Here is a 12,272-nt window from a genome sequence, read left to right as displayed (position 1 = left end):
CTACGGAGCGGACACGATACTTGGCGCACTCATTGAACCGATTCAGTGAAGCGCTTCGATTGCGCGGGTAAAGCATCCCGTATGCCCGATTCGGGGTGTAATCGACCTTCCTTTGGCCGGCGATCGATCCTCGAAAATGACAGAGAGGGGCTGCCTAGTGGCGAACCAGGGGGACCCGGCGTACGAACGTTTTGAATTCCTCGTGAATGCGCCGGCGCTGTTCAGCGCCGTCGAGACCGCCGTCCAGCTGGACATCTTCAAGTGCGTCGCCGACGAGGGGGAAGTCGGTTTCGACCGCCTGCTGGAATTCACCGGTGTTCCCGCGCATCAGCTGCGCGTTCTCCTGCAGGCGGTGTGCGCGACGGGTCTGCTCGCGCGGACGGACGGCGTCTACACGAACTCCCCGGTCGCCGCCGACCTGCTGGCGACGGACGCCCCCGACAGCTGGACGCACATCCTGCGTGGCTGGAAGGCCGTCTACTACCCTGCCTTCGCGCACCTGACCAGCGCCGTGCGCACCGGTACCAACACCGCGCTCGCCGACCATCCGGGGGACGGGCCCACGCTCTACCAGAGACTGTCCGGGAACCCCGAGCTCGAAGCGGTGTTCCACCGCGCCATGAGTGCCTTCACGCTGCGTTCCCTCGACGCGCTCGTCGAACGTCCGGAATTCACCACCGTACGGCACCTGCTCGACGTGGGCGGCGGGGACGGAGTGACATCGGCGGGGCTCGGGGCGCGGAATCCAGAACTCAGAATTACGATTCTGGATCTGCCCAGCGTGGCCCGGATCGCGGAGCGGGCATCCCTTCGGGAGTTCGAAGGGCGCATCTCGCTGCACCCCACCGACATTTTCACCGAAGAGTTTCCGGGCGGGGCCGACGCCGTTCTCTTCAGCCACGTCCTGGAAATCTTCTCCGCGGACCGCATATCCTTCCTCCTCCAGAAGGCATACAATGCGCTCCCGCCGGGCGGTCGGGTATTTGTCTACGGATACAACGTCTCGGACGACGAGACCTCCGGAATATTCTCTGCGCGCCTCGGCCTGTACTTCAACGCATTGGCGAGCGGCGAGGGAATGGCCTATCCCGCGCGGGACTACGAACGCTGGCTGGAAAAGACCGGTTTCGTCGATGTGCACACGGTGTCCGGCCTGCCGTACGAACACGGACTGACGCTGGGGACGAAGGCCGGTTAGCATGCGACATTTCCCTGAGTCCGATCCGGGACGTCCGGACATCCGGTCGCCCCGCAGATATCTCCTGTGGCTCGCGGTCGAACAGCGTGCCCCGGCCCTCGCGGCGCTCGCCTACGGCGTGGTGTGCACGCTGGCCCAGGCACTGGTCCCGCTCGCCCTCGGCAAGGGCATCGACGAAGGGCTCGTCCACCGCGACGAGCGGGCACTGCTGTGGTGGGGCTCGGCGATCCTCGCCCTGGGCGTGGTGCAGGCGATCACCGGCACGCTCCGGGACCGCTGTTCGCTGACGAACCGGCTCGGAGCCTCGTACCGGACGATGCAACTGGTCACCGGCAAGGCCGTCGACCTCGGGGTCGAACTGCCCCGGCGTGTGTCGACAGGGTCCGTCGTCAGCGTGGGCACGACCGACCTCACCCGGATCGGTGCCGCGCTCGAGAGCACCGCCCGGGGCAGCGGCGCCGTGGTGTCCATCGTCATGGTCGCCACCCTCATGCTGACCCAGTCCCTGCGACTGGGCCTGGTCTGCCTGGTCGGAGTACCGCTGATCGCCTGGGCGACGGCACGGCTCGTACGCCTCCTGCAGGGCGCCCAGCAGGAACTGCGCACCCAGCAGGGCCACCTGGCCGACCTGTCCGTCGACATCGTCAGCGGCCTTCGGGTCCTGCGCGGCATAGGCGGCGAGGACGTCTTCTCCTCCCGCTACCGCGACCAGTCCCAGCGCGTGCGCGCCCAGGGCGTACGGGTGGCGTCCGTCGAGGGCAAGGTCGCCGCGGGGCGTCTGCTGCTGCCCGGTCTGCTCACCACGGCCATCGTCTGGCTGGGGGCCGAACTGGTCGCGGGCGGCACGATGAGCGCCGGCGCGCTCGTCTCCTTCTACGGGTACGCGGTGTTCCTCGCCGAACAACTACGCCGCACCACCGGCATGCTCGACCAGCTGACCCGAGGCGCCGTCTCCGCCGAGCACGTCACCGGGTTCCTCGCACTCGACCGACACCTGCGCGACGGCCCGCTCCCCGCCGCAGCGGGGGACGGCACGCTGCACGATCCCGACGCGAAGCTCACCCTGCCCGGGGGCGGCCTCACCGCGGTGGCCTGCGCCGTCGCCGCCGACGCGCTCCCCATCGCCGAACGGCTCGGCCGCTACACGGAGTCGTCCGTGGACCTGGACGGTGTCCCGCTGCGCGAACTCTCCCTGAGCGAGGTCCGCCGGCACATCCTGATCGTCGACCACGGCTCCCGGCTGTTCGCCGGCACCCTGCGCGAGGAACTCGATCCGCACGGCAGAGCCGCCACGGCCCCCGACCGGCTACGGCGCGCTCTGGACGCCGCCTGCGCGCACGACATCGTCGACGCCCTGCCCGACGGCCTGGACCAACAGATCACCGGGAGCGGCGAGTTCTCCGGCGGGCAGCTCCAACGGCTCGTGCTCGTACGAGCGTTGCTCATGGATCCCGAGGTGCTGATCCTGATCGAGCCGACCAGCGCTCTGGACGCGCACACCGAGGGACGTATCGCCGAGCGTCTCGGCGCGTACCGCGGCGGCCGGTCCACCGTCGTCTTCACCACCAGCCCCGCCCTGCTCGGCCGGGCCGACCACGTCGTCCACGTGGAGGGCGGCGCGGCGGTCGCCACCGGCCGGCACGACGAACTGCTCACCGACGCCCGTTACCGGGCCACCATCACCCGAGAGGCGACGGTGTGAGTACCACGACCACCCGGTCCGGCGCCGACCTGCCCGTGGCGACCAGCGAGGAAGTGCGGTCCCACGCCCGGCGGCTGATGCTGCGCCATCCCGGAGAACTGCTCGGCTCCCTGCTCCTGCACTGCCTGGCCACGGCAGCCGGTCTCGTCGCCCCGCAACTGCTCGGCCGTCTCGTCGAGGACGCGGGCCGGGGCTCCGACCACATCGGACGGTTCGCCCTGGGGATCTGCGCCGCCCTCACCCTGCAGGCCGTCCTGACCCGCTACGCGATCCGCGCGTCGCTGCGCCTCGGCGAGAAGGTCCTCGCCCGGCTGCGGGAAGAGTTCATCGACCGGGCGCTGTCGCTCCCCCTTCCCCTCGTCGAGCGCATCGGCCCGGGAGAGCTGCTCACGCGCACCACGCGCGACATCGACGTCCTCGCGACCACCGTCCAACTCGCCGTCCCGGACACACTCGTGGCCTCGGCGACGATCGCACTGACCCTCGGCGCCGTCCTCCTGACCGCCCCCGTGCTCGCGCTGCCGTGCCTGATCGCCGTGCCGGTGCTGTGGGCGTCCACCCGCTGGTACCTGCGCCGGGCACGAGCGGGCTACCTGCGCGCGAACGCCTCCTACGCGCGGCTGACGGACGGGCTCAGCGAAACGGTCGACGGCGCACGCACCGTCGACGCGCTGCGCCTGGGCGAACGACGGCTGCGGCGCGTCGCCGAGGACATCGCGGAGTCGTACGCGGCCGAGCGCCGGACCCTGTATCTGCGCAGCGTCTACCTGCCCGTCGCGGACACCGGGTACGCCCTGCCCGTGGTCGCCACCCTGATCATCGGCGGACTGCTGTACCTGCGAGGACACGTCTCCCTCGCCGAGGTCACGGCGGCCACCCTCTACGTCCAGCAACTCACCGGGCCGGTGGACCGGTTCCTGTACTGGATGGACGAACTCCAGGTCGGCGGCGCCTCCCTGGCCCGCATCCTCGGGGTGCGGCCCCCCGGCGCCCCCCGGCGCCCGGCGGTGCCCGCCGCGGACACCGAGGCACCGGCGAGCGGCGACCTCGTCACCGAGGGGGTCAGGTACGCGTACCGGACGGGACACGACGTGCTGCACGACATCGATCTGCGGGTCGCGGCCGGTGAACGGCTCGCCGTCGTCGGCCCGTCCGGAGCCGGCAAGAGCACGCTCGGCCGCCTTCTCGCCGGCGTGCACGAACCCACGGCGGGCGCGGTCACCCTCGGCGGCACCGCCCTCGCGGACCTCCCGCTGAACCGACTGCGCCGGTCGGTGGCGCTGGTCACCCAGGAGCACCACGTGTTCCGGGGCACGCTGCGCGACAACCTGCTGATCGCCCGGCCCGACGCGCAGGAGGCCGACCTCGAGCGGGCCCTCGCGGTCGTCGACGCCGAGGAGTGGAGCTCCGGTCTGGGCCTGCACGCCGAGGAGTGGAGCTCCGGTCCGGGCCTGGACGCCGAAGTCGGCTCCGGAGCCATCGCGCTCACCCCCGACCAGGCACAGCAACTCGCCCTGGCCCGGCTGGTCCTCGCCGATCCGCACACCGTCGTCCTCGACGAGGCCACATCCCTGCTGTCCCCCCACGCGGCGCGCCGCCTGGAACGCACCCTCGCCCGAGTCCTGGCCGGACGCACCGTCATCGCCATCGCGCACCGGCTGCACACCGCGCACGACGCCGACCGCATCGTGGTCATGGAGTCCGGAAGGATCAGCGAGACGGGAACCCACCACGAACTCGTCGCGCGCGACGGCCCGTACGCACGGTTGTGGTCGTCCTGGCACACGGCTGACCACAGCGGGACCCACGCCGCGATGGCAGGCGGAACGGCGCCCTCGAACCCCACCGCCACCCATGTCGAGCCAGGGAGTGGGACATGACGCGCGCCACCGGAGCGATCGGGCCGGAAGTCCTCTTGAGCGACCCCTGGGCGTCCTGTCTGGACGGTGCAACGGCACCCGAACTGGCCACGGACCGGCCCCGGCTCACGGCCAGGGAACACCGAGCCCAAGCCGAGAGCGTCGCCCTCGATCCGCGGTCCGCCGCCCGGCTGTGCGGTGCGGCCGACGCCGTGGACGAGTCCGCCATGGTGACGATCACGACCGCCTGGGCGGCCGTGCTCCATCGCCATACCGGGCAACGGGACATGGTGATCGGCGTGGGGGCGGAACCGTTCACCGCCGGCGGGGTCGTCCCGGTACGGCTCGCGCTGCGTCCCACCGCGCCCTTCGCCGAGGAACGCCGGCGATGCCAGGACGCGATCGCCGACGCCCGCGCCACCGTCCGCGACGCCGGGCCCCCGCCACCCGCGCTCCTCGACCGCGTGCGCACCGTGATCACACGGAACGACGCCCCGGGCCTTCGGGAGGCCCTTTTCGAGACGGCGCTCGCCGTCTCGCGCGACCAGGGCCGCCTCCTCCTCACGCTGCGCTACGACGCCGCCCTGTTCACCCGGCGGACGGCGTCGTGGCTCCTGGGACACTGCGCGACGCTGCTCGAACAGGCAGTGGAGCGCCCCGAGTCCACGCTGCGCGAACTGCGCGTCCAGCCCACGCCCTCACCACCCGCATGGGCCCTCCCCGTCCCCGACGGCTACACCTTCCCGCCTCCCGCCGCGCCCGACGAATGCCTCGTCGACCGCTTCACCGAGATCTCGGCCGCGCACGGCACACGGACCGCGGTGACCGGCCCCTCAGGCACCCTCACCTATGCCGAACTCGATGCCCTCACGCACCGGCTCGCCGGCCGGCTGAGCTCGCACGCGGGGCCGGGGCGACGCGTCGCTCTGCTGTGCGAGCACGATCTCGGTGCCGTTGTCGCCCCGTGGGCCGCTCTTCGGACCGGCGCCGCGTACGTCCCCCTGGACCCGCGGCAGCCCGACGGCCGACTGCGCGCGATCCTGCGGGACGCGGACATCTGCGCGATCCTGACCGACCGCCCCCTGAAGGGCAGAGCGGCAGCGCTGGCAGGGGACGCACCTGTCATGGAGATCGATTCAGCGAAGGCATCAGCAGCAGCGACGGACGGTCCGCCGCACTCCGAGAACACGGCTCCCGGGCCCGCGTCCGACCCCGCCTACCTGCTCTACACCTCAGGTTCCACCGGCCGCCCCAAGGGCGTCCTGCAGACACGGCACAACGTACTGACGCACACACTGACCTACGCGGCCAGGCTCCGCATCGGCCCGGGTGCGCAGCTTCCGCTCCTGGCGCGCCACACCTTCGACGCGGCGGTCATGGACCTCTACGCGGCACTGCTGACCGGGGCGACCCTGCACGTCATCGACCCCGTGGCAACGCCCGCGGAGCTGCGAGCCCGGCTCTTCGAAGCCCGAGCCTCCCTGGTGCACTGCACGCCCACCCTCTTCCGCCACCTCGTGGACGGCCTCTCCGCCGACGCCACGCAGCCGGACCAGGCGTTCACGACGGTACGCGCGGTCGTTCTCGGCGGGGAGGAGGCCGGACAGCACGATCTGCGCATGGTCCGCTCGGTCTTCCCGGCCGACTGCCGTCTCGTCAACGGTCTGGGACCCACCGAGTGCACGCTCGTCCTGCAGCACCTGGCGGGGCCGGCCGATCTGGAGTCCACGACCCTGCCCGTGGGGCACCCCGTGGACGGCGTCGAGGTCGAGCTCCTCGACGAGGACGGTCACCCCACCGACATACTGGGAGAGTTGACGGTCCACACCGAGCGGGTGGCCCGCGGATACTGGAACCTGCCCGACGCCACGGCGACGGCCTTCGACGTGACCGGGGAGGGCACGCCCCGCTACCGGAGCGGGGACATCGTGCGCCGTACAGCCGGCGGATCCCTGGTCTTCCAGGGGCGCCGCGACCGGCAGATCAAGGTGCGAGGCCATCGCGTCGAGCCCGCCGAGATCGAGGCCGTGCTCCGCAGGCACCCCACGGTCGCGGAAGCGGTGGTGACCGTCGACCGCAGGCCCTCCGCTCCCCGGCTGCTCGGCTATGTGACCCCGGCCACCGGCTTCCCGCCCGACCCGGAGGAGCTCCACGGGTACCTGACGCGAGCTCTCCCGGAGTACGCGGTCCCATGGCGCGTCGTCAGCCTGGAGCGCCTTCCGCTCGGCCCCACCGGAAAACTCGCCCATGCCCGGCTTCCCCTGCCCGACGACACCCCCGCCGTCGACGAGACGCCTGTGGCCACCGAGGTGCAGCAGGCGGTGGCCGTCATCTGGTGCCGGGTGCTCGGCATCCCCCGGGCCGGACTGCACGCCAACTTCATGGCCAGTGGCGGCGACTCGATCCGGATGATGCTGATGCTGTCCTCGGTGCACGAGGAACTCGGCGTCGAGGTCGCCCTGGAGGAGTTCCTGACCGCACCCACCGTCGCCACGGTGGCCGCCGCCGTCGAACGGGAGAAGCCATGCTGAATCCGACACCGACCACGTCCCCCGCGCCCGGGGGGCGCACGACCCGGATTCTCGTGGGGAACGACTTCAGCGAGGACGTACGGAGCGACCGCGGCTGGACCGGATGGTGGGTCCAGCGCATCGCCTGGTTCGCGGAGGCCGGAGACATCCTGGTGCTGCCCGTGCGCCCGGACGACGCGTTCCTCGACTACGTGACCTCCCTGACCGGTCTGTCCCCGGCCGACCTGACCGTCGTGGTGCCCCCCGTGCATCCGGGCAGCGAGGGCTCGCTGTCCCCGGCCCGTCTCGCGGACCCGGAGTTCGTCGAGGCCCTGGCCGAGGCCGTCGGCGGCCGTGAGGTGACCCATCTGTCCGGACTGTGGCCGGACGCGGCGGTGGCCCGTCTGGCACGCACGATCGGCGTCACGTCCGCGATGCCGGGGCACGGTTTCGTCGACCAGGCCGGCGGGGTCATGGTCAACAGCAAGTCCGCGTTCAGGACCATCGCCGGCGGTGTCGGAGTGCCTCTGCCCGACGGGGCCGTCTGCACCGGCAAGCAGGCGGCCGAGGACGCGATCCTGCGGCTCCTGCCCGACGGCCCTGTCGTCGTCAAGCACGACTACCTGTCCGGCGGCCGCGGCAACGAGATCCTCACCCTGGGGGAGCCGTTCCGCCCCATCGGCGCACGCCGCGTGATCACCGTCACGGACCGGGCCGACGTCGGCGCGTGGCTGGACGAGCGCTGGGAATGGGTGACCGCCTCGGGCCGTGGCCGACCCGTCGTCGAGCGCTATGTCCGCGACAGTTCCGCGTTCTTCTCGGAGTTCCTCGTGCAGGACGACGGAGTGCGACTCCTCGGCGACGGTGAACTGCTTTCCGCTCCCTACGCGGTGGGCCAGATCATGCCCTCGCAGGGCCTGGAGCCGGAGGTTGTCGAGCGGATCGTCGAGGGCGGCCGCCGCCTCGCGGTGGCACTGCACGGCCTCGGTTACCGAGGGGTCCTCTGCCCGGACGCGATCGTGACGCCCGAACGCGACGTCCTCTTCACCGAGTTCAACGGGCGGGTGACCGGTTCGACCCACATCTACGGCTGCATCGGCGGCCGGGTCGTGGGGGAGGGCTTCGGAAAGGACCGGCTGATCCTGGAGCGGGTCTGGCCCGAGGGATGCGTGGCCGAGTCCTTCACCGACGCGCGCACCACGGTCGAGGCAGCCGGACTCGCCTACGACCCCGACTCCCGTACGGGCGTGGTGTTCACGAACGCCTTCGACAACACCAACGGCGTCATGTACTGCGTCGTGGCCGAGAACCTCGACGCGGCCTGGGCCTGTGACAGAGAGCTCAAGGCGCTGTTCTCCAGGTGAACCCGTGCCCCCGGCCTTCGATGGGCCATTCGCAATTCCACCGTACGTGTCGATCGAGTTGAGGAAAGGCCGGAGAATGCCGAGTAATCACGATGTCATCGTCATTGGGAACGGCGCGCTGGGTTCGTCCATAGCCTTCGAGCTGGCCCGCCGGGGGACCAACGTGGCGCGGGTCGGAGGCTCGGCCCGGCGGCACGCCGCGTCGACCGCGGCCGGCGCCATGCTCGGGTGCTTCGGCGAAGTCACCGAGCCGCTGATGTCCACCGAGCACGGGCGGTCCAAGCTGTCTCTGGACCATCAGGCCCGGCGGCTCTGGGCGGACTGGCTCCTGGCGCTCTCGGAGTATTCCGGCTGCGAATCCGAACTGATCACCGCGGACGGCACGTTCGTCTTCCTGAACTCCGTGGGCACGGCCGCGATCGACACGACCAACTTCGCGGTCATCGAGGCAGCCCTGAACCAGTACGACGAGCCCTACGAGTCGGTCGATGCCGAAAGCATCGACTGGATGCGGCCCAATGAGCTCTTCCGCCCCCTTCGTGCGCTGTACATGCCGCAGGAGCACGCCATCAACACCGCCCGGCTGTTCGAGAAGCTGGACGCGGCACTGCTCAAGGCCGGGGGCACGATCGTCGAGGACCACGTCACCTCGCTCGTGGTCGAAGGCGATTCCGTGACCGGGGTGGTACTCGCGAACGGCCAGACGCTCAGCGCCGGGCAGGTCGTCGTGGCCGCGGGTGCACAGTCGGTGGATCTGCTCGCGGACCTGGAGGACGTGCACCGCAGGATCCCCCCGATGGTGAGCGGCTACGGCGTCTCGGCGCTCGTGCGCACCAAGGACCGGTCGCTGCCGCGCTCGGTGCTGCGGACGCCGAACCGAGCGCTCGCCTGCGGCTTGCACTGTGTGCCCCGCGCCGACGGAGTGCTGTACCTCGGAGCGACGAACATCATTTCCGACACCCCCCGCGAGCACGCGGATCTCAAGGACCTGAAGTTCCTGGTCGACTGTTCCATCGACCAGCTCCACACGGACCTGGAGGAGGCCGCCCTGGTGAACGTCCAGGTCGGCAACCGGCCGATCCCCGCTGACGGTTACCCCTTGTTCGGAGCCACCGGCGTGGCCGGGCTGTGGATGGCCAGCGGCACGTACCGCGACGGTCTGCACCAGTCGCCACTCCTGGCCCGGGAAATGGCCGACATGCTCGAGAGCGGGGTCGGGCGGACAGCAGAGCTGAGGGCCTTCGCACCCGTGCGTGCGCCGCTGGCCCCCGGAACCCGGGAGCAGGTGGTGTCCAGTGCCGTCTCGCACATGGTTGCCACCGGCTATGAGCGCAAGTGGAACATCACGGGCGAGTGGCCGGCCATCATCGAGGAGTCGCTGGCCGGCAAGTATCTCGACACGGCCAACGCCCTGGACGAGGAGTTCACCCCTCCCGCGGAATTCCTCGTGACGATGAACGACCACAAGAGGGCAGCACTGCGGCGCTACTACGCCGCATGGCGATGAGGGACCCGATCGCACGCGTTGGGGGACACCTGGGGGAGCCCGGTCCGGGCGGGCAGTGTGAGCCCTGGAACACCCGGTGACGGCTGACCGTACACGCGAATCGTTGTAGTCTCCGGAGACCGCCCTTGACCTGCACAAAGCAGGCAGGGAGCAGACAAGTCGGGAGTTTCTCCGTGCTTCGTACCATGTTCAGGTCCAAGATCTAGCGTTTGACTGTTTCCGCAGGTCAGAGGTTTGCTGACCCCGCTCGGGTCAGCAAACGGTCAGCATCGGGCGTGGGAGCGTCCCAGCTTGCTGACCAGGTGGCCGCCATGGCGGGTGACCTCGACAGGTCTCTGGCTCCCGCTGGGGACGTTCGCTGCGTACTCGACAGGTCAACCGCGGCATGGGTCCTGACCTTGCCCGCCCCGGTGTCCTTCTCGTCCACTGTGCCGACGCCATGGGCCTCGGCCTCGGCACCGTCGTCACTTCCGACAGAGAGACCGAAGCCGCAGCCGGTCCCACCGCCGCGGCCCTCCGCGTGACCTGCTGCGTCATGATCACCTGCGTCCGCGGGCGGGCTGGTCCCCGGTTTGCAGGGCAGCCGGTTGCCGCGCCACCGGGGGGCCTGCGCGGGTAGGCGATGATGCGCTAAGCGCGCCCTGGGTGAGATGTCCGAGGGAAGGGCGGGCGGCTGCCTGACCCGTATCCGACAGGGAACCCCGTATCCGCCATGCCGCCGCCTCCCAGCAGCGATACTGGATGCATGGACACGACGATCACCGCCGCCCGCGCCGAGGTGCTGCGGGACCGCTACCGCAGCCGGCTGCCCGAGCGCTTGCAGGATCTGGCCGGCCCCGTCGAGGGCAACGTGGATCTGCCGCTCCACATCGTCTGGTCCGGGCGGACGAGCTACAGCCTGGACCGTCCGAAGTCCCGCATGACGCTCTACCGGACCGTTCTCGCGGAAGGACTGAGTGAGGACCTGGTGGTCCTCCTGCACCACCGGCTGCTCACCGAGCAGTGGCCCGTGCTGCGGCGCTTGATCAGTCCCTACATCCGCGAGGTCTGGGAGGACGCCTTCCCCGAGCTGCTCCGCACCGCTCCGGCCGACACGACAGCCGCGTGAAGCTCACTCCGCTCCACGAGCGTCTCCTCGCCGACATCCTCGACCTTGGCTCCCCCTACCCTCTGGTCCTCACCGGCGGATACGCCGTGCAGGCCCACGGCCTGGTCGAACGCTTCAGCCGTGACCTTGACGTCGCCACCGAGAATCCCGCTCCGATGCAGGAGATCGTCGCCTCACTCACGGCAGGCCTCAGCGCGCGCGGATGGCGGACCACGCACGTCCAGACCGATCCGCTCAGCGGCCGGTTCCTCGTCACCGATCCGGACACCGGCGAGGAGTGCGAGGTCGATGTCCTCAAGGAGGCGTTCTGGGCTCCGCCTGCCCAGACCCCCTACGGCCCCGTTCTTTCCCTCGACGACGTGATCGGCACCAAGGTCCGTGCCCTCGCCGACCGCGGCACCGTCCGCGACCTCATCGACGTCCAGGCTGCCTCCCGCCACCGCTCCACCGCCGACCTCGAATCCCTGGGCCGCCGTCGCGCTCACGACGAGTTCAGCCTCGAAGACCTCCGGGACCGGCTGATCGGCGCGGATTGGTACGAGGATGAGGACTACACCGCGTACGGGCTCACCTCCCGGCAGATCGAAGAACTCAAGGTCTGGGCGCTGGAGTGGGCGGAGGATCTGGGTGCACGGATTCATGACGAGAACGCCTGAGAGGCGGGCACCAGGTGCTTCGGTGCCACGGCCTCGCTCAGCGCCTTGTACGTGTCGGTCCGGCCCTCTCGGGCCCGATCGCTGTTGATAAGCCTGCAGCAAGATCTTCTGGAAGTCGTCGCCCTCGGCGTGCTGCCCGCGGGGATAGCTGGATGCCCCGTGCTGCCCCGCGACTTTGTTCGTTTCCGGGGCTTTCACAATGACGTCGTTTTGCGCCGTCGATCCTCCCCGGAGGTCATGTCCCGCGGTGTGGTGTAGTCACGGCAGCTGTTTCGGTTCCGGTTTTGGGGTGATCTGCGGTTCGGGTTCGGTGGGCTTGGCGGTGAAGATCTCGGCCATGGAGGCTTCCGACAGGTAGCGGCGGTCGA

Annotated in this window: 8 protein-coding genes; all 8 read left to right on the top strand. The window is 70.3% G+C overall.

Annotation, left to right across the window (positions count from 1 at the left end):
* Positions 1 to 157: 157 nt before the first annotated feature.
* Positions 158 to 1,198: a methyltransferase gene (locus ACLZN2_RS43970; RefSeq protein ID WP_416985419.1), complete on the top strand. Its 1,041-nt coding sequence runs from the start codon at positions 158 to 160 to the stop codon at positions 1,196 to 1,198.
* Between the two features lies 1 nt (position 1,199).
* Positions 1,200 to 2,900 carry an ABC transporter ATP-binding protein gene (locus tag ACLZN2_RS43965; RefSeq protein ID WP_416985418.1) on the top strand — a complete coding sequence of 567 codons (1,701 nt, stop codon included), beginning with the start codon at positions 1,200 to 1,202 and terminating at the stop codon, positions 2,898 to 2,900.
* Positions 2,897 to 4,780: an ABC transporter ATP-binding protein gene (locus ACLZN2_RS43960; RefSeq protein ID WP_416985417.1), complete on the top strand. Its 1,884-nt coding sequence runs from the start codon at positions 2,897 to 2,899 to the stop codon at positions 4,778 to 4,780. The genes ACLZN2_RS43965 and ACLZN2_RS43960 overlap by 4 nt, the downstream gene beginning before the upstream one ends.
* Positions 4,777 to 7,290 carry an amino acid adenylation domain-containing protein gene (locus tag ACLZN2_RS43955; protein ID WP_416985416.1) on the top strand — a complete coding sequence of 838 codons (2,514 nt, stop codon included), beginning with the start codon at positions 4,777 to 4,779 and terminating at the stop codon, positions 7,288 to 7,290. The genes ACLZN2_RS43960 and ACLZN2_RS43955 overlap by 4 nt, the downstream gene beginning before the upstream one ends.
* On the top strand, positions 7,284 to 8,633 hold the full coding sequence (locus ACLZN2_RS43950) for a peptide ligase PGM1-related protein (protein ID WP_416985415.1): 1,350 nt from the start codon (positions 7,284 to 7,286) through the stop codon (positions 8,631 to 8,633). The genes ACLZN2_RS43955 and ACLZN2_RS43950 overlap by 7 nt, the downstream gene beginning before the upstream one ends.
* Positions 8,634 to 8,709: 76 nt before the next feature.
* Positions 8,710 to 10,140, top strand: a complete 1,431-nt coding sequence (locus tag ACLZN2_RS43945; protein WP_416985414.1) for an NAD(P)/FAD-dependent oxidoreductase — start codon at positions 8,710 to 8,712, stop codon at positions 10,138 to 10,140.
* A gap of 745 nt (positions 10,141 to 10,885) precedes the next feature.
* A complete protein-coding gene (locus ACLZN2_RS43940) occupies positions 10,886 to 11,248 on the top strand; it encodes a hypothetical protein (RefSeq protein WP_416985413.1) in 363 nt (120 codons plus the stop codon).
* Positions 11,245 to 11,904: a nucleotidyl transferase AbiEii/AbiGii toxin family protein gene (locus ACLZN2_RS43935; protein ID WP_416985412.1), complete on the top strand. Its 660-nt coding sequence runs from the start codon at positions 11,245 to 11,247 to the stop codon at positions 11,902 to 11,904. The genes ACLZN2_RS43940 and ACLZN2_RS43935 overlap by 4 nt, the downstream gene beginning before the upstream one ends.
* The last annotated feature ends 368 nt before the right edge of the window (positions 11,905 to 12,272 follow it).

This window comes from Streptomyces sp. T028 (assembly GCF_048159505.1).
In the GTDB taxonomy this organism is placed as follows: Bacteria; Actinomycetota; Actinomycetes; order Streptomycetales; family Streptomycetaceae; genus Streptomyces.
The sequence above is the reverse complement of the archived record's forward strand: the minus strand, read 5'-3'. Positions and strand labels throughout refer to the sequence as shown.